General features: G+C 66.2%; 21 protein-coding genes. 11 read left to right on the top strand and 10 right to left on the bottom strand.

Annotated features, from left to right (window positions below; genetic code table 11):
* The first annotated feature begins 21 nt into the window (after positions 1-21).
* Together istA and ACTXG6_RS33050 are read left to right on the top strand one after the other, a co-directional pair.
* Positions 22-1,647: an IS21 family transposase gene (gene istA / locus ACTXG6_RS33045; RefSeq protein ID WP_445183323.1), complete on the top strand. Its 1,626-nt coding sequence runs from the start codon at positions 22-24 to the stop codon at positions 1,645-1,647.
* Positions 1,644-2,468: an ATP-binding protein gene (locus ACTXG6_RS33050; protein ID WP_445183324.1), complete on the top strand. Its 825-nt coding sequence runs from the start codon at positions 1,644-1,646 to the stop codon at positions 2,466-2,468. Before istA ends, ACTXG6_RS33050 begins: the two co-directional genes overlap by 4 nt.
* Positions 2,469-2,602: 134 nt before the next feature.
* Here ACTXG6_RS33050 and ACTXG6_RS33055 read toward each other — a convergent pair whose 3' ends face one another.
* The 4 genes from ACTXG6_RS33055 to ACTXG6_RS33070 are packed head-to-tail and all read right to left on the bottom strand — an operon-like array spanning position 2,603 to position 5,744.
* Positions 2,603-3,487: an IS3 family transposase gene (locus tag ACTXG6_RS33055; protein ID WP_445183283.1), complete on the bottom strand. Its 885-nt coding sequence runs from the start codon at positions 3,485-3,487 to the stop codon at positions 2,603-2,605.
* Positions 3,484-3,771, bottom strand: a complete 288-nt coding sequence (locus ACTXG6_RS33060) for a transposase (protein ID WP_445183284.1) — start codon at positions 3,769-3,771, stop codon at positions 3,484-3,486. The genes ACTXG6_RS33055 and ACTXG6_RS33060 overlap by 4 nt, the downstream gene beginning before the upstream one ends.
* 30 nt (positions 3,772-3,801) lie before the next feature.
* On the bottom strand, positions 3,802-4,620 hold the full coding sequence (locus ACTXG6_RS33065; RefSeq protein WP_445183325.1) for a tyrosine-type recombinase/integrase: 819 nt from the start codon (positions 4,618-4,620) through the stop codon (positions 3,802-3,804).
* Positions 4,617-5,744, bottom strand: a complete 1,128-nt coding sequence (locus tag ACTXG6_RS33070) for a tyrosine-type recombinase/integrase (protein WP_445183326.1) — start codon at positions 5,742-5,744, stop codon at positions 4,617-4,619. Before ACTXG6_RS33070 ends, ACTXG6_RS33065 begins: the two co-directional genes overlap by 4 nt.
* A gap of 256 nt (positions 5,745-6,000) precedes the next feature.
* Here ACTXG6_RS33070 and ACTXG6_RS33075 point away from each other — a divergent pair, with 256 nt between their 5' ends.
* The 6 genes from ACTXG6_RS33075 to ACTXG6_RS33100 all read left to right on the top strand — a co-directional run bounded on the left by ACTXG6_RS33075 (position 6,001) and on the right by ACTXG6_RS33100 (position 11,084).
* A complete protein-coding gene (locus tag ACTXG6_RS33075; RefSeq protein ID WP_445190156.1) occupies positions 6,001-6,378 on the top strand; it encodes a hypothetical protein in 378 nt (125 codons plus the stop codon).
* On the top strand, positions 6,375-6,521 hold the full coding sequence (locus ACTXG6_RS33080; RefSeq protein WP_445183327.1) for a hypothetical protein: 147 nt from the start codon (positions 6,375-6,377) through the stop codon (positions 6,519-6,521). The genes ACTXG6_RS33075 and ACTXG6_RS33080 overlap by 4 nt, the downstream gene beginning before the upstream one ends.
* Positions 6,522-6,583: 62 nt before the next feature.
* A complete protein-coding gene (locus tag ACTXG6_RS33085; RefSeq protein ID WP_445183328.1) occupies positions 6,584-7,807 on the top strand; it encodes a tyrosine-type recombinase/integrase in 1,224 nt (407 codons plus the stop codon).
* Positions 7,804-9,936: a tyrosine-type recombinase/integrase gene (locus ACTXG6_RS33090; protein WP_445183329.1), complete on the top strand. Its 2,133-nt coding sequence runs from the start codon at positions 7,804-7,806 to the stop codon at positions 9,934-9,936. The genes ACTXG6_RS33085 and ACTXG6_RS33090 overlap by 4 nt, the downstream gene beginning before the upstream one ends.
* Positions 9,937-10,013: 77 nt before the next feature.
* Positions 10,014-10,229, top strand: a complete 216-nt coding sequence (locus ACTXG6_RS33095) for a hypothetical protein (RefSeq protein WP_445183330.1) — start codon at positions 10,014-10,016, stop codon at positions 10,227-10,229.
* 45 nt (positions 10,230-10,274) lie between these two features.
* The gene (locus ACTXG6_RS33100) at positions 10,275-11,084 is read left to right on the top strand and encodes a hypothetical protein (RefSeq protein ID WP_445183331.1); all 810 of its coding nucleotides are present in this window, start codon (positions 10,275-10,277) and stop codon (positions 11,082-11,084) included.
* Positions 11,085-11,118: 34 nt separating this feature from the next.
* Here ACTXG6_RS33100 and ACTXG6_RS33105 read toward each other — a convergent pair whose 3' ends face one another.
* From ACTXG6_RS33105 to ACTXG6_RS33115, 3 genes are all read right to left on the bottom strand, one after another.
* A complete protein-coding gene (locus ACTXG6_RS33105; protein ID WP_445183332.1) occupies positions 11,119-11,346 on the bottom strand; it encodes a hypothetical protein in 228 nt (75 codons plus the stop codon).
* Positions 11,347-11,413: 67 nt separating this feature from the next.
* Positions 11,414-11,857 (bottom strand): MerR family transcriptional regulator, encoded by a 444-nt coding sequence (locus ACTXG6_RS33110; protein WP_445183333.1) that lies wholly within the window; start codon positions 11,855-11,857, stop codon positions 11,414-11,416.
* Entirely contained in the window at positions 11,854-12,174 is a 321-nt protein-coding gene (locus ACTXG6_RS33115) for a hypothetical protein (RefSeq protein ID WP_445183334.1), read from the bottom strand. Before ACTXG6_RS33115 ends, ACTXG6_RS33110 begins: the two co-directional genes overlap by 4 nt.
* Positions 12,175-12,327: 153 nt before the next feature.
* Between ACTXG6_RS33115 and ACTXG6_RS33120 the strand changes: the two genes are divergently transcribed.
* The 3 genes from ACTXG6_RS33120 (at position 12,328) to ACTXG6_RS33130 (ending at position 14,942) form a co-directional block, all read left to right on the top strand.
* Complete coding sequence (locus tag ACTXG6_RS33120; protein ID WP_445190157.1) at positions 12,328-12,669, top strand: YnfA family protein; 342 nt, start codon at positions 12,328-12,330, stop codon at positions 12,667-12,669.
* Positions 12,669-13,130 carry an SOS response-associated peptidase gene (locus ACTXG6_RS33125; protein ID WP_445183335.1) on the top strand — a complete coding sequence of 154 codons (462 nt, stop codon included), beginning with the start codon at positions 12,669-12,671 and terminating at the stop codon, positions 13,128-13,130. The genes ACTXG6_RS33120 and ACTXG6_RS33125 overlap by 1 nt, the downstream gene beginning before the upstream one ends.
* A 234-nt stretch (positions 13,131-13,364) precedes the next feature.
* Positions 13,365-14,942, top strand: coding sequence for a Na+/H+ antiporter (locus ACTXG6_RS33130; RefSeq protein WP_445183336.1), 1,578 nt, complete (start codon positions 13,365-13,367; stop codon positions 14,940-14,942).
* A 66-nt stretch (positions 14,943-15,008) separates the two neighbouring features.
* Here the strand turns inward: ACTXG6_RS33130 and ACTXG6_RS33135 are convergent, their stop codons facing one another.
* The 3 genes from ACTXG6_RS33135 to ACTXG6_RS33145 form a co-directional block, all read right to left on the bottom strand.
* The gene (locus tag ACTXG6_RS33135) at positions 15,009-15,326 is read right to left on the bottom strand and encodes a hypothetical protein (protein WP_445183337.1); all 318 of its coding nucleotides are present in this window, start codon (positions 15,324-15,326) and stop codon (positions 15,009-15,011) included.
* Between the two features lie 52 nt (positions 15,327-15,378).
* Complete coding sequence (locus ACTXG6_RS33140; RefSeq protein WP_445183338.1) at positions 15,379-15,645, bottom strand: hypothetical protein; 267 nt, start codon at positions 15,643-15,645, stop codon at positions 15,379-15,381.
* 230 nt (positions 15,646-15,875) lie between these two features.
* Entirely contained in the window at positions 15,876-16,424 is a 549-nt protein-coding gene (locus tag ACTXG6_RS33145) for a hypothetical protein (RefSeq protein ID WP_445183339.1), read from the bottom strand.
* Positions 16,425-16,477: the final 53 nt, after the last annotated feature.

Below are 16,477 nucleotides of genomic sequence, written 5' to 3' on the forward strand. Positions count from 1 at the left end.
GCGGCCGTTGTGGTCGTCCGCATGTCCTATCGGGAGGTGTCCGTGATCGAGGTTAGAGAGATCCTTCGGCTGTGGTTGGAAGGCCGTTCGCTGCGCGCTGTGAGCACGTTGGCGGGGGTGGACCGCAAGACGGTCCGCCGGTACGTCGCTGCCGCTGAGGCGGCCGGGCTGGCCCAGGAGTGCGGCCCTGAGCAGCTGACCGATGAGCTGCTCGGGACGGTCCTGGGCGCGGTGCGACCGGACCGCCCACGCGGTGTTGGGGCGGCCCGGGAGTCCCTGGATGCCCATCGGGAGCAGATCGCGGCCTGGCTGAAACAGGGGCTGACCTTGGCCAAAGTCCATGTGCTGCTGGGCCGGCGCGGGGCGGTGGTGCCCTATCGCACGCTGCACCGCTACGCGGTCAGCGAGTTGGCCTTCGGCCGGCGCCAGCCCACGGTCCCGGTTGTCGACGGCAACCCTGGTGAGGAGCTACAGGTCGATTTCGGTCGACTCGGGCTGATCCCGGACCCAGTTCGTGGGGCACGGCGGGTCGCCCATGGGCTGATCTTCACCGCGGTGTATTCGCGGCACATGTTCCTTTACCCGACTCACCGCCAAACACTCGAAGAAGTGATCGCCGGGTTCGAGGCCGCCTGGGCGTTCTTCGGTGGCGTTTTCAAAGTCGTCATTCCCGATAATATGAAAGCGATCGTCGAGCAGGCCGATAATATCGAACCCCGGCTCAATGATAGTTTCCGCGAATACGTCCAAGCTCGGGGCTTCGTGGTCGACCCGGCGCGGGTCCGCCATCCTCGGGACAAACCCAGGGTCGAAAAATGTGTGCAATATGTGCGGTCCAGCTTCTTCGCCGGGGAGGACTTCACCGATCTGAACGACTGCCGGGCCCGCGCCGTGTTGTGGTGCGCCCAGGTCGCCGGAACGCGTATCCATGGCACCACCTGCGCACGCCCAGCTGAGGTGTTCGACGCCGAGGAAGCACCCCTGCTGCTGGCGGCCCCCGCGCAGAGGTTCGCGATCCCGGTCTACACCAAACCCAAGGTCGCACCTGATCGGCATGTCGAGGTGGCCAGAGCGCTGTATTCGGTGCCCGGGGAGCTGATCGGGCAGCGGCTGACCGCTCGTGCTGATGGGCACACGGTCAAGCTGTTCCGCCGCGGCCAGCTGATCAAAGTTCATCTCCGGCAGGAACCGGGGCGGCGGCGCACCGACCCGGCGGATCTGCCCAGCGAGGTGTCCACCTACGCGATGCGCGACCTCGACGCGCTGGCTCGCCGCGCGACTGGCTATGGCGAGCACATCGGTGCCTACGCGGCCGCGCTGCTGGATCATCCGCTGCCCTGGACCAAGATGCGCCAGGTCTATCGGCTCCTCGGACTGGTCCGCCGCCACGGCGCTGACCGGGTCGAACAGGCCTGCAAGCGGGCCTTGGAGGTCGAGGCGGTCAACGTCGGGCTGATCGACCGGATGCTCACCCGGGGGCTGGAAGCCGACACCACCCGCGGCACCGCCACCGGCCAGCTGGCCATCCCCATCCCGGCCGCCGTTGATACCGCCGCCTCGAAGGTGGTGCCCGCCGCGCGACGGTTCGTCCGCGACGCCGGCGAGTTCGCCACCGGTGCCACCGGGCAGATGCGGCGCCCGTCGTGACCACCAACGCCCGTCCCAGCCCCGTCCCGCGCGGGTCCGTGCAGCGAGTCGAGGTATCCGGCGATCTCAAGGACCTGATGCGCCGGCTCAAACTCGGGCGGCTGCTCGACACCCTGCCCGAACGCCTCGCGTTGGCCCGCACCCAACACCTGCCGCATCACGAGTTCCTGGAGATGCTGTTCGCTGATGAGGTCACCCGCCGCGACCAACAAGCCACCCTGCTGCGCGCCCGCTCCGCGCACCTGGACCCGACCATGGTCCTGGAGGCCTGGGACGACTCCACGGCCGTCGCGTTCGACCGGACACTGTGGGCAGAGTTGTGCTCGCTGCGATTCCTCACCCAAACGAACAATGTGCTCATCATGGGACCCGTGGGAGTGGGGAAAACATTCCTGGCCAACGCCCTCGGGCATGCCGCGGTCCGCCGCAAATACACCGTGCACATCGAACGTGCCGACAAACTGTTCAAACGGCTACGCGCCGCCCGTCTCGATCACACCCACGAAGAGGAAATGCGGAAACTGCACCGGGTTGAACTATTGATACTCGACGATCTGGCATTGCACCCGCTGGGCACCGAGCAGACCAGTGATTTTTATGAGCTGATCGTGGAACGCCACCGCGAGGCCTCCACGATCATCACCTCGAACCGGGAACCCCCAGAGATGCTGACCATGATGGCCGACCCGCTGCTGGCCCAGTCCGCGATCGACCGGCTGCAGTCCGCCGCCTTCGAACTCATCGTCGAGGGCGAAAGCTACCGCCAGCGCCAACGACCACGCATCGGCCAACCCCTCGACGCCGCGCAGGAGGACAGATGACCGAGAAACGTTGACGTCAACGACGTCCCTACACGACGATCAGCACACGGCCCACGACCGCCGAAGTGGTCCCTAGCTGGTGACAAAACGCTGGTCCCTTACTCTGGACTGTTCCCGATTTCATTGACACTGGTTTAGGCTGCCAGTTCGGTAAGTTTTCTGAACCCTAGCTCGTATTCGATGGGTGTCAAGTAGGCGAGTGTGGAGTGTCGCCTGCGGCGGTTGTAGTAGCTTTCGATCCAGAGGAATGTCTGTTGTTGTACTTCGGTCGCACCGCTCCATGGCCGGGTGTGGATGAGTTCTTTCTTGTAGGTTGCGAAGAATGATTCGGCGACCGCGTTGTCGAAACAAGTAGCGCGCCGACCCATTGAGCGCTGTACGCCGTTCTCGGTGCAGAAGTTAGCGAATTCTCGGGACGTATATTGACAGCCTCGGTCGCTGTGGAATATGACCCCGGCCAGGGGTTTACGGGTGACCAGTGCCGCGGCGAGGGCCTCGACGATGAGGCTGGTGCGCAGGTGATCGGCGACGGCGTAGCCCACCACTTTGCGGGAGTGCAGGTCGATCACAGTCGCGGTGTAGACCCAGCCGTCGACTGTCTGGACGTAGGTAATGTCGCCACACCAGCGGGTGTCGGGTGCGTCGGCAGTGAAGTCCTGGCCGATCAGGTCTGGGGCGTCGATAGGGCGTAGACCTGCGACGGTGGTCTTCTTCCAGGCTCGGGGGTGGCGTCCTTGCAGGCCGGCGGCACGCATCAGGCGCCAGACCCGCTTGGGAGCGGTCCGCACGCCGCGCACGACCAGCTCAGCCCAGACCCGGCGCACCCCGGGGTGGCCGTGCAGGTCTTGGTGGATCTCGCGGATGGTCTCGGTGAGCTCGGCGTCGGTGCGTTCGCGCTGGCACGGCCCTGAGGTCAGCCATCGGTAGTAGCCCTGCCGGATCACTCCGAGCTGGTCGCACATGAACGTAACCGAAAACTGCTCATCGGTTGCCCAGTCCGCGATCGCCGCGTATTTCACGGCTGTTCCTTCGCGAACCAGGTGGCAACTTTTTTTGCGAAGTCCCGCTCCATCTTCACAATGGCGATCTCTTTACGTAGCCGTATCAGTTCGGCACGTTCAGACTCGGACAAGTCCTTGTCAGGAGTGCGACCGGACTCTCTTGCTGACTTCACCCATTTACCCAACGTCATCTCGTGGACGCCGATACTTTTCGCTACCTCAGCGATAGTGCGGCCGGAATTGAGCACGAGGCTAACGGCCTGGTCCTTGTACTCCTGGGTGAAGTGTCGGCGTGTCGCCACGCGAGTACCTCCGCTGCGATCAGCGGCAGTCTACGACCGGCTGTCTACAAGATCGGGAACGGTCCACTCGTGGCACCTGACAAGCAAGGTAGCCACCGAAAATGAGTGCCTCAGATCGTGGATCCGTTGCCGGCGACGACCCGGGGCCGGGGCGATCCGGGCGGCGGTGAGCAGCTGACCGAAGGTGTGGGACATGTTGGCGGCATCCAGGCGGGTGCCGCGGGTGGAGACGAAGAACGCCGGGCCCGTCAGTCTGGGTCTGAGCTGGTCTCGGACGAGCGCGTAGCCGGCCAGCACGGCTGTGGTGGAGGGGTCGATCGGGACGTCGCGCGACTTGCCGAACTTGGAGTCCCGCACCGTGAGCACACCGTGGCGCAGATCGACATCGCCGCGGTCGAGCCGGCATACCTCGCTCACCCGCATGCCGGTCACTGCCAGCAGACCCAGGGCGGTCTGCCAGGTCGCCGCGCGCAGCGGCGGGGACAAGCGGCCCGCCGCGAGAAGCAGCGCGACGATCTCGCTCGGTGAGTAGAGGTAGGGGGTGATCCGCCGGTAGCGACGCGACACCACGTCCTCGGGTGGGATCTCGGTCGCCGGGTCCAGGGTTTTCAGATGCCGGGCGAAGATCCGCACCACGTCCAGGCGCCGCGCCCAGTTCACCGGGTCGCGGCTGTCCCGGGGCGTGGAGGTCGCCCAGGTGACGGCGTCGTCGGTGGTGAGGACGGTGTGCTCGAGCGATTCGAGATAGGCGATGAAGCTCATCAGCCTCGCGCGCCAGGTGGTCAGCTTGAAGCCCAGGGCACGGCGCATGGCCAGGTACTGCTCGGCGCGATCTCGCAGCAAGGTCATGACTGACCACCTTCTGGCGCGGGAAGGGGCCAGGGGCGTGCCAGCGCTCGCAGAGCGGTGTGGTCGACCTTGGCGTAGACCGTCGTGGATAGCTGGCTGCGGTGTCGCAGCAACTGCCCGACCTCGATCAACCCAGCGCCGGCCCGCAGGACGTCCGTGGCCAGGGAGTGGCGCAGGCGATGCGCGCCGAAACGGGGCAGATTCGCGTTCTTGCAGGCCCGACCCATGATCGCTCGAACCGCTGTGCCTGACAGCGCGTGATAGGGCGCGCGGGCGGTGACGAACAGCGCGGGGCACGAACACGACGGCCGACCGGCGGTCAGATAGGCGGCCAAGGCCTCGCCGACCTCGACCGGCAGCGGGACCCGCTCTACTCGAGATCCTTTGCCTCGCACGGTGATCTCACCGGCACGCCAGTTCACATCCGCCAGCGCAAGCCCGGCGGCTTCCGCGCCGCGCAGCCCGAGCCGAGCCAACACGGTCAACACCGCCCGGTCCCGCAACCCGGCCGCGGTGCAGGCGTCCGGGCCGGCCAGCACCGCCGCTACCCGCTCGCGGTCCACACCACGCGGCAACCCAGCCAGTCGCCAGCCGGCGACCGCCGGGACCGCGCCGACCAGCGGACCCGGGATCACACCGTCCACGTGCAGGAATCGCAGCAACGACCGCAACGCGGTCACCAACGCCTTCGCCGACCACACGCTGCCGGCTACCGTGGCCTGGTCCATGACGAACGCGGTGACCATCCCGGTGTCCAACCGCGACAGCGACTCGGCAAGTGGATCGGGCAGCCAGCCCAAGAACTTCTTCGCCTGGCAGCAATAGCAGCGCACCGTCTCAGCGGCCAGGCACCGCTCACCCACCAACCACGCGCGATACCGAACCAGCACGATCGCCACCAGGCCAACGCTGTCGACCTCGTTGTCATCAGGGACGGTGCCGACACCGCGCAGGAACCGCAGCAGCGGCCCCAACCCCCGACGGGCCACCGACTCGGAGGCGCAGCGCTCCCGCCGCAACACCAGAAACTCCCGCACCACAGGCGGGGTCAACTCCGCCGCCGTCCGGTCGGTCCGCTCCAACCAACCGCTCAGCCGGGCCATCGTCCGCACGACATCTCTCACCGACGACTCTGCATAGCCCGCCCGCGTGAGCTCCGCGCGCAACGCCACCTCGTACGGCGCCAACGGCCCATGCACAACACCACAAACGTGATCCATGATCTTCTCCCCGTCTGGAGTCCGACACCCATCCAGACGAGAAAACCCCTCAGATCATGACACTGGTTATGCCGACCAAACCAAGACGGCCAGGCCGTCCACCTGCACCTTCAGCAACCCGATCGGCATAATCCGGCAGTCGACATAAGCCGACGACTTCATCGTTGCCTGCCCTAGCCAGGAGCAGGCCGAACAGGTCAAGGCAGAGCTCGCCGAGTGGTTGGCTGCCCGGGGACTTGCCCTCAACGAGGACAAGACGTCGATCGTGCATGCAGATCGCGGGTTCGACTTCCTCGAGTTCAACATCCGCCGCTACCCCAACGGCAAGCTGCTCATCAAGCCCAGCAAGGCGGCCATCAAGCGGATCCGGAAACGGCTACGTGAAGTGTTCCGGAAGATGCGCGGCGAGCCGTCGCCCCCACGGCCATCGGGCGCCTTGTCTGGGCCGAGGACCTCGCCACCGGCAAACGACGCAACCTGTCCTATGACGAGGAAGAAGCGTTCTGGGCGTTCGCCACCATCGAGGTGCTGCGTTTGACCGGCATCCGCTGCGAAGAGCTGCTCGAACTGTCCCACCACAGCATCACCGAATACGGGCTGCCCACCACCGGTGAGCTGGTGCCGCTGCTGCAGATCGCCCCGTCCAAGACCGACACCGAACGGTTGCTACCCATTGACTGAACTAACCATCGATATAACCCCAGCTCAGAGGCTGTTTCGCGAGTCTGGTAGTTATTCCGCCCATGGATCAGATGGAAGAGCCGGCACGGGACTTGGTGGCCATGATCGTGCCCCAAGTGGGTCACCTCGCCCGGACCGGCGACGCATGCGATCCATACCGGCTCGTCGACCCTGACGGGGCCGTGGTGGAAGCGGTCACCGAGTATTTCCGGGACCTGCAGGCGGCGGGCCGGTCGACGGCGACGTTGCGTTCCTACGGGCTGGATCTGTTGCGGTGGTTCAGATTCTTGTGGGCTGTTGACATCCGGTGGAGCTGGGCGACACGGGTGGAAGCTCGGGACTTCTGCCGCTGGATGCTGGTGGCTGGCAAGCCACCCCGGTCGCACTGGCGCGACCGGAGCAAGACAGTCACACCTCGGTCCACGGTGGAGGCGTACGCACCGTCGGTGCGAGCGCACTGTGAGACGGTGCTGCGCTGCTTCTACGAGTTCCACCTCAGCGCGGGCAGTGGGCCGATCATCAACCCGTTCCCGCTGGCTCGGAGGCGTCAGGGTGGCAGGGCACATGCGCACCACAACCCGATCGAGCCATTTCGCAACGAGCGGAGCGGGCTATACCGGCCGAAGGTGCCATCCAGAGTTCCGCGCAGCGTCCCGGACGAGGAGTTCAACGAGATCTTCGCCAAGCTGCCGTCCCATCGCGACCGTGCACTGGTCGCCTTTTACGTCTCTACCGGCGCCCGCGCTTCGGAACTGTTGTCGGCGACGCTCGCGGGTGTCGCCCCCGGTCGCCAGCTGATTACGGTGGTGCGCAAGGGAACCCGCGAGTTGCAGGAGTTGCCGGCCTCGACGGACGCGTTCGTATGGTTGCGGCTCTACCAGGTCGAGATGGAAGGGCTGATCCCCAAGGGCCGACGGCAGCCACTGTGGTGGACACTGCGCAGACCGGTACGGCCCCTTACCTACCACGCGGTACACCGCATGTTCGAGCGGGCCGGCGAGGCTGCGGGAAGCACGGCAACACTGCACTCGCTACGGCACACCGCCGCCTATCGTATGGCCGAGGATCCGGCGCTGCCGCTCACCGATGTCCAGTTCGTCCTCGGGCATGCCCTGTTGACCACGACACAGATCTACTTGACGCCCCGCAAGGAGGAGGTTATCCGCCGCGTCCTGGCCCATCATGCCGAGCAGACCCGGCAGGCCGCGGAGCGAGCGCGTCCGGCCCCTGCTCCCGGTTACCCACCGGAGACGCTGGAGGTCTTGTTTGGGAGTCGGACGACGTGACCGAAGTGGTCACGTTTCCGGGTATTGCCTCTCGTCCGTCGAAGGCCCAGCGCGAGTCGGCGCGCATGCGGTTCCCACCGCGTCCGGTGGTGACAGACTGGCCTGCCACCAGGCAGGAACGCGGTGAAGTGTGGGAACGGCTCACCAGCGGGATGTTCGTGCTCGACAATGCCAACAGCCAGGAGAGGCGCGTGCGCGGGTTGGCCTGGCTGCTGGACTGGTTGGCCGATCAGCCGGGCAAGACCTGGCAGCAACGTTGGATGACCAGCGGCGCTGACGCTTTCGGCGGTGCTTGGCGGCAGGCGCCGATCGCTTGGCAGCGGGCGCGTGGTCGGGAGTCGCGATGGCTCTGGCACGAGCTGTCGGGGGCGCTGGTCGTCGCGATCTGCGGCGACCTCGTCCGTCCCTCGCTGGGCTGCCTGGTGGCTGGCGCGGCCGGCAAGGGCTCCCTGGCCCGCAATCTGGCCCGCCATCGTGACCCGCAGGGGTTCGCGCGCCTTCGAGCGTTGTGCGACGCCGATCCTCATGTGTCCGACTTCGCCGCAAGCCTCACGCTGCGGCGCAGCGCTGAGATCATCGCCGCCAAGGGCGGCATCCTGGCCGATATCACCGTCGGCGACGCGCTGCAACTGATGGACCGCGAGGCCGAGACCTTCACCTGCCCGACCCGGGATCACAAGGTCTTCTACCGGATGCTGCGAGAGATGGGGATTTTCGGTGAAGGGGCGCCTGAACGGCTGCGGGCGTTCCGCACCGCCGGTCAGCTGACACCCGAGGAACTCGTCGACCGCTACAAGTTGCAATGCCGCAGAGTCCGCGATCTGCTCGTGGACTACCTGCGGGAACGCCAGCCCGCGCTGGACTACACCAGCCTGAAGCAACTCGCCTACTACCTGGCGCAACGGTTTTGGGCCGATCTTGAGCAGCACCACCCCGGGATCGACAGCCTGCGCTTGACCAAAGAAGTCGCCGAGGCGTGGAAGCTGCGCCAGCGGACCAAACCACACGTGATCACCACGGCCACCGGGGAGAAGGCCGTCGTCATGGTGGAGCGGATCGGCTATCGCCAATGCCTCACCCCAGTGCGAGCCCTCTACCTCGATCTGTCCCAGTGGGCGATCGAGGACCCCGCCCAGTGGGCGCAATGGGCCGCGCCCTGCCCGGTCGGCCAGGAAGAGATCAGCCAACGCAAGTTCCAGCGTCACCGCAAAGCGCGCATGGACGCGCGAACCCGAGAACGGCTCCCGGTCCTGCCGGTGCTGGTGCGCACCGTCGACGAGCGCCGCAAGAACGCCACCACGCTTCTGCAGGCCGCCTGCCAGTCCCTGCCCGGCCAGGCATTCACCGCTGCGGGCCAGACGTTGACCCGCTCGATCACCAAGACCGCCGAGAAGGTCTGGGCCGACGACCCAGCAACTGGCAAGCGCCGCGACCTCGGCCACGAGGACGACCACGCGTTCTGGGCTTGGGCCGCCGTCGAAATCCTTCGTCTCACTGGCTGCCGGCTCGAAGAACTGCTGGAGATCAGCCATCACAGCCTGATCCAGTACCGCTTACCCACCACCGGCGAAATCGTGCCGCTGCTGCAGATCGTCCCCTCGAAGACAGATGAGGAGAGGCTCCTGGTCGTCTCCCCGGAGTTGGCGGACGTGCTATCGACGGTCATTTGCCGGATCCGCGAACCTGACGGTGCCGTGCCACTTGTTCCCGTCTACGACCGCTATGAATGCGTGTGGCGGCCACCGTCGCCGGTCTTGTTCCAGCGACGGTTCCCCAGCGAAATTCGGGCGATCAGCGACAGCTCACTGCGGACCATGCTTAACTCCGCTCTTGCCCACACCGGCCTGAAAGACCCCACTGATGGGCAACCCCTGCATTACTCGCCCCACGACTTCCGGAGAATCTTTATCACTGATGCCGTCATGAGCGGCCTACCACCGCATATCGCCCAGATCATTGCCGGCCACCGCGATATCAACGTCACCATGGGCTACAAGGCCGTCTATCCAGACGAGGCCATCCAAGCCCACCTGGCCTTCCTTGCCGCCGCCGGGCCCTGCGTCCGGGCGAGGAATATCGCGTCCCCACTGACAAGGAATGGGAAGAGTTCCTCGGCCACTTCGAGCTGAGAAAAGTCGCCACAGGCACCTGCGGTCGCGCTTTTGGAACCCCGTGCGTTCACGAGCACAGTTGCCTACGGTGCAGCATGCACTGGCCCGACCCCGCTCAACGCCCACGCATCACCGAGATCCGAGACAATCTCATCGTCCGCATTACCGAGGCTGAGCGTGAGGGGTGGCTGGGCGAGGTCGAGGGACTCAAGGTCAGCCTCGCCGGCGCCGAGGACAAGCTCGCCCAGATCGATCGTCGCTCCCACACCACTATCGAACTGCGCATCCCGGCAATCAGCCCCACCATTTGACCGCGGTTACCCAGCCTTCGCAGCGGTGAAGATCAAGTTCAGAGAATGTTGGTTAGCGCGGAGCTGGCTGACGTCCTCAGCGCCATCGTTCAGCGGTTGCGCACACCCGACGGGTCTGTCCCCTTGGTGGTTTCCTACGACATCCGGGAGAAGATCTGGAACCCCCCGATGCCGCTGCTGTTCCAGCGGGGCATCGGCAACGAGCGCCGAGGGTTCACCCCCTCGGCCATCCGCAAGCTGCTGATCAACGCTCTCGCCGCCACCGCGCTCACCGACGCCAACGGCAACACGTTGACGTTCCAAGCTCACGATTTCCGAAGAATCTTCGTCACCGACGCCATCATGAACGGGCTGCCCCCGCACATCGCTCAGATCATTTGCGGGCACAAAACCATCGACACGACCATGGGTTACAAATCCGTCTATCCCGCTGAGACAATCGAGGCCCACCGGGCATTCATTGCGCGCCGCCGCGCCACCAGACCCAGCGAAGAATACCGCACCCCGACCGACGACGAATGGGACTCCTTCCTCGCCCACTTCGAGAAACGAAAGGTATCCGTCGGGACCTGCGCACGAGCTTTCGGATCACCCTGCGTCCATGAACATGCTTGCGTGAGATGCTCGCTCCTGCGACCAGACCCCGCACAACGCACCAGGCTCGAAGAGATCCGCGAGAACCTCGAAGCCCGCATCATCGAGGCGAAATGCGAAGGCTGGCTCGGCGAAGTCGAAGGCCTCCAAATCAGCTACAGCGGCGTCAAAGACAAGCTCGCCCAGATCGACGCCGCACTCCAGCGTCAGCCCGGCCCCACAAATCTCGGTATGCCCAGCTTCACCTCGTTCGCCGGTTGAGCAACATCCACATCGCCAGCGTGCTGACGCACTGTCATGTGGCTGAGCGTGCAGCCTCCTCAGGGCGATGCCGCTGCAGCCATTTGCGCGCGGCGTCCTCGCCGAAGCCGCGGGACCGAAGGACGTCAAGGGCAAACGCTCGAACTTCTCGCTCGCGGTCTTTCTGGTCCAGGTAATCCTTCATGCGCGCCACCACATCGTCGTAGTCGAGGACGTAGCGGCCGTTGACCTTCTGCGCAAAACGCGGGAGAAGCTTGTCCATGCCAGTCCGCCCAGCCCGACTGGCAGCAGCGCTAGCCAGCGGCGGCGAGCTGTGAAGCGGCGGGCCGTCATCCGGCGTCCGCCGGGGCAATGGTGGCGAGTTCGACGAACGGCAGTGGGCAGCAGTTACTCGCGGCGCAGGTCATTAGGTCGTCGCAGCCGGCCGCGAGCGCGTCTTGCAGGGTCGCTCGGATTGCGGTCAGGTCGGCGATCTTCGCCTCGACCTCGGCGAGCTTGTGCGCCGCGCGGGCCTGCAGGCCGGCGTCCGGTCGGCGGTGGTGGTGTCGCCCTGATTCCAACAGGTCAGCGACTTCGTCGAGGGTGAATCCCAATCGCTGCGCGGCCTTGATCACTTTCAGCATGGTGACCGCCTCGGCCGGGTACATCCGGTGGCCGCCGAGGCTGCGCTGCGGCTCGGCCAGCAGTCCACGCCGCTCGTAGTAGCGCACCGTCTGCAAGTTGACTCCGGCAGCGTGGGCGACCTGGCTGCTGCGCAGCCGTGCTTCGCTCATCGTGGGCCCGCGCTGCTCAGCTGGGCCAATCCGTCGAGCACGTCTACGCGGACTGCCGGTACCCGCACGTCGAGCACTACTTGCCCAGGCCGTGCCGAGACCGTGAAGTCGAAGAACGAGCAGCACTCGCTCTCCCGGGCGGTCAGCTCTCGCACCTGGCTGTCCAGGCCGTGGTCTCCGGGGAAGCTCACCCGCAGATGGCGATCACCAACCCGCTCGATGCGTGACGCGGTGGCGAACAGTGCTTCCAGCTCCGCGACTCGCACCGGATGTTGTGCTGTGGGCAATGTGCAGCTGGCCGGAACTTCGAACCCCATCACCGGACTCCTTGTCTCCGGACGCCTCCGCGAACGGCGTCGACCACTCGACGGTAAGCCCGTACCCGGGTACTGGATGCAAGCCTGAGCGTGGGAAGTTCGTTCGGTCTCGATCATTGGGTCGGATGGAACCCGCTGGTTATCGTGATCAGCATGTCCGTGTTGCGATCGATCGTGCTGTTCGTCCTCGCGGCCATCTCCGAGATCGGCGGATGCTGGCTGATCTGGCAGGGGGTGCGTGAGCACCGTCCTCATCCCGTGGCCTGGGTTGGTGCCGGGATCATCGCCTTGGGCTTGTACGGCTTTGTCGCCACCCTGCAACCTGACGCCCAGTTCGGGCGCATCCTCGCCGCCTACGGCGGGATCTTCGTCGCCGGTTCCCTGGCCTGGGGCATGGTCCTTGACGGCTACACACCTGACCGCTACGACGTCACCGGTGCGGCAGTTTGTCTCGTGGGTGTTGCGATCATCATGTATGCCCCACGAGGAGCCTGATGACGCGTCGTCAAGGCGGTGACCAGCCAACTGAACTGACCTCGCCGAGAACTACGGATAGTCCCGCCACCGGCTATTTCGAATGGGAGAACATAGACGGGCACAAGGTGCCGCAGTTCCTGTTCCGGCCGGACGAGGCGCAATTGGCGTTCGCGGGGCTCTACGAGCTGTGGCCCGACCCCGAGCGCGCCGAAGACGACCCGGATCGGTGGGTCTGGAGCTATACGATCATCACCCGGACCGCGCCCGACGCGGTCGGTCACATCCACGACCGCTCCCCCCTCCTCGTGCCCAACGAACTGCGTGCGGACTGGCTGAGCCCCTCCCTGGTCGAGCCGGAGCAGGTGAAAGAGCTGCTGGCGTCGATCCCGGAACCGCTGCTGACTCCGCGCGAGGTGTCCAGCGCGGTCAACTCCGTCCGAAATAACGGCCCCGAACTCATCGAGCTGGTCGCCAGCTGAACCGGCGCCGCCTACAGGCTGTGTCCGTGGCGGTCACCCGGCTCGCCGAGCTGACCGTCCAGCGCGCCGAGGCCGCCGACCGAGTGCTCGGCGCCCAACCGGTCCCGAACTGGGCGCTGCTGGCAATGGGGCTGCTGGTAATGGGAGTGACAGCTTCCAGGACGACGGGGTTGGCGGCGGTCGCTTTGAACGTGTTGGGCTGGACCTGGCGCAGAAATCCACCACGATGTGTGTGTGCTGGGACTGGAGATGACGGTCGTCCTCGGGGTCGCCCTGGTGATGTGCGGTGCGCTGGCGCGCCGCTACCCGATCGCGCCGGCGATCCTGCTGGTGCTCGTGGGGGTACTCATCGGCTTCGTGCCGCACCTGCGCGAGGCCCAGCTGCCACCGGAGGTCGTGCTGCTGCTGTTCCTGCCGGTGCTGCTCTATTGGGAGAGTCTGACCACCTCGCTCCGGGAAATCCGCAACAACCTGCGAGTCGTAGTTCTCATCAGCACCATGCTTGTCCTCGCCACCGCCGCGGCAATCGCAGCCGTGGCGCACGCGATCGGCCTGCAATGGGGACCGGCCTGGGTCCTCGGTGCCGCGTTGGCGCCGACCGACGCGACCGCGGTCGGCGTGCTGGCCCGAAAGTTGCCGCGCCGGACCGTGACCGTGCTGCGCGCGGAGAGCCTGGTCAACGACGGCACCGCGCTGGTGATCTACGGTCTCGCGGTCGGGGTCACCGTCGGCGAGGAACACCTCACGCCCCTGTACGTGACCGGCCTCGTGGTCCTGGCGTACGGCGGCGGCGTGCTCGCCGGTGCACTGATGGGCCTGCTGAGCTGGCAGCTACGCCGACGGATGGACGACCCGATGCTTGAGAACATCGCGATACTGGTGACCCCGTTCGCGGCATTCCTCCTGGCCGACTCGATCCACGCCTCAGGGGTACTGGCCGTCGTCGTCTGCGGGCTCTTCATGAGCCAGGTGGCCCCCCGCATCACCGGCGCCGTCACCCGACAGACGTTCATCTCCTTCTGGAGAGTCTCGACGACAGTGCTCAGCAGCGTGCTGTTTGTGCTCGTCGGCCTCCAGGCCCAGACGGCGATCCGCGACCTGGCCAGCGTCTCCCTGGCCCGCGCACTGATCGACGTCCTGCTGATTACCGCCGTGGTCATCGGGGTGCGCTGGGCGTGGTTCTACACCACGCCGTACATCATCCGCGCGCTCGACCGCCGGCCGGCGCAGCGGCTGCGCCGGCTCGGCGCCCGGCAGCGCTCGGTCAGCGGCGTCGCAGGTTTCCGCGGTGCCGTCTCGCTCGCCGCGGTGCTCGCCGTACCGAGGGCACTGGACTCCGGCGCGGCGTTCCCAGACCGTGACCTCATCGTGGTGATCACGTCCGGGGTGATCGTCCTGAGCCTGCTACAGGCGCTGCTCCTGCCGCGTGTGGTGCGGTTCGCCCGGCTCCCGGCGGACGACTCTGTCGCGGAGGAACGACAGTATGCCGAGGTGTACACCACCGACGCCGCCATCGCCTCGCTCGACGTCACCGCGGCCGAGCTGGGCACCGCCGAGCGCGTGATCGAGCGGGTGCGCGGCGAGATCGAGAAACGGCGTAAGGGCCTGGTGGCCGAAGGCGCTGATGCCGAGCCGGTGATCCGGCACGACGACCAGTACTCCAGCCTCTGGCTCGCTCTCATCGCGCGCAAGCGCGAGGCGCTCCTCGAGCTGCGCGACGAGCAGAGGATCGACGACATCGTGCTGCGCCAAGTCCAGGCCCGCCTAGACATCGAGGAGGTTCGGTTCTCGCGGGCCGATCACGTCGACTGAGAAGACGCCCACCGGGCATCGAGTCAGCCGGCTACATGAACACGATCTGCGGCCAGTGGGGATGAACTACCTACCCCTGCTCGCGCCCAGATGCAGCGGCGCTGGAGCCTGCGGTCCACCGGTGCGCGTCCTCCTGGGAGGACCGGGCCGGTGGAACGGCCCAGCCATCGACTGCGGGCTTCCGGTGGGAAGCGATGACTCGTCCGTGGCTGATGCCTCGAAGAAGGTATCGAAGATCATCGATCCTTCACCGTGCTCGATGCTGGCGATGATGGTCTCCACGGCGACCTGATACTCCGCCGCGTTGACCTTATTGCGCCGGATGAAGTCGATGATGGTCCGCTCGAAGTCAGTGAAAACCTCGATGAGGCGCTGGTTGTGCATCGGGCTGCTCTCGTTCTTCGTTGAATGCAGGGAGGCGTTGGTCGGGCGCTGGCTAGCGCCAGCGTCTGGTGCTGGGCGGCACGTCACCGATTGTGAGGACGGACCCGGCGGTGACGATCTCGAAGGCGTCGGGTGCCGCGGCCGCGATAGCGCTCTTCATCGGGAAGCCGCTGCAGTGCATCGGGGCGACGAAGGCGGGCTTCAGGACAGCGAGACCCTCCGCTGTGCGCTCGATGCGCTCAGCAGTCACGCCGGGGTGCCCGGTGTGGAATCCCCCCATCACCGCGTGGACCTGCTCGCTACCGCTCAGCTTCTGCATGTGGGCGACCGTGCTCAGTACTCCTCGATGCCCGCACGGCGGCCGGTCGGTGCGCGCTGAGCTGGACGAACCCCACCAGCTCCGCGCGCACGCAACAGTCCCTGGTCGGGATGGGTGCTTCGCACAGCCGCTCGCGCAGCGCAGCGGGCAACTGTCGGGGCGGCGTCACGGGCGGCGCACGGTGAGGTGGGCCAGGTCGAAGTGGCCCACTTGGGCGGCCACCAGGTCCGTTATGGCCAGTGGGACTGCATCTGCCACATGCCCATCTCCGGGTCATGCTCGACCAGCCGCTGGAAGGCTTGGCGGATGTTGCGGCCTTGCGTGAGCTCATAGAACAGGTAGGTCACCGCGAAGAACGCGGCGTGACCCTCTGGGTAGCCGATCGGGGCGATGTAGCCCTCGGCACCTTGGCCCAGGACGGCCTGACCCATGTTGAGGTCGGCGGTGGTGCACCCGGTCGAGATCACCAAGGCTCGGTCGAAGCGGGCGTACTTCGACATCACCTCCGGTGTGAGGCGGCGGTGGAACGGTTGCTGGGCCTCCAGTTCGGGGGCGAGTTCGGGGATGAGGATGTCTCCGTCCACACCGTGACAGTCCAGGATCACGTACTCGGCTGCGCCGATGTCGGACAGCGCCGCGACGAGATGGCGGGCCTGGCCGATCCGCACGAGGGTGACCCGCAGCCCGCACTGTTCCAGTGCCGCCCGGATCGCCTCGCTACCCCGATCGTCGAGCGTGATCAGCAGTACCTCTGCCCAGTGCGTCGCCCCCTCCGTCACCGCACGGGTTCGCAGGTTGGCTCGCCGGGGCGGGCGCGCGGTGGTCACGAGAC

The organism is Pseudonocardia sp. Cha107L01, from assembly GCF_052566575.1.

Coding starts and splice junctions, on each gene's coding strand:
- istA (WP_445183323.1), top strand. CDS start 22: ATGTCCTATCGGGAGGTGTCCGTGATCGAGGTTAGAGAGATCCTTCGG.
- ACTXG6_RS33065 (WP_445183325.1), bottom strand. CDS start 4,620: ATGACCTTGCTGCGAGATCGCGCCGAGCAGTACCTGGCCATGCGCCGT.
- ACTXG6_RS33085 (WP_445183328.1), top strand. CDS start 6,584: ATGGATCAGATGGAAGAGCCGGCACGGGACTTGGTGGCCATGATCGTG.
- ACTXG6_RS33095 (WP_445183330.1), top strand. CDS start 10,014: ATGCACTGGCCCGACCCCGCTCAACGCCCACGCATCACCGAGATCCGA.
- ACTXG6_RS33100 (WP_445183331.1), top strand. CDS start 10,275: ATGTTGGTTAGCGCGGAGCTGGCTGACGTCCTCAGCGCCATCGTTCAG.
- ACTXG6_RS33105 (WP_445183332.1), bottom strand. CDS start 11,346: ATGGACAAGCTTCTCCCGCGTTTTGCGCAGAAGGTCAACGGCCGCTAC.
- ACTXG6_RS33110 (WP_445183333.1), bottom strand. CDS start 11,857: ATGAGCGAAGCACGGCTGCGCAGCAGCCAGGTCGCCCACGCTGCCGGA.
- ACTXG6_RS33115 (WP_445183334.1), bottom strand. CDS start 12,174: ATGGGGTTCGAAGTTCCGGCCAGCTGCACATTGCCCACAGCACAACAT.
- ACTXG6_RS33120 (WP_445190157.1), top strand. CDS start 12,328: ATGTCCGTGTTGCGATCGATCGTGCTGTTCGTCCTCGCGGCCATCTCC.
- ACTXG6_RS33125 (WP_445183335.1), top strand. CDS start 12,669: ATGACGCGTCGTCAAGGCGGTGACCAGCCAACTGAACTGACCTCGCCG.
- ACTXG6_RS33135 (WP_445183337.1), bottom strand. CDS start 15,326: ATGCACAACCAGCGCCTCATCGAGGTTTTCACTGACTTCGAGCGGACC.
- ACTXG6_RS33140 (WP_445183338.1), bottom strand. CDS start 15,645: ATGCAGAAGCTGAGCGGTAGCGAGCAGGTCCACGCGGTGATGGGGGGA.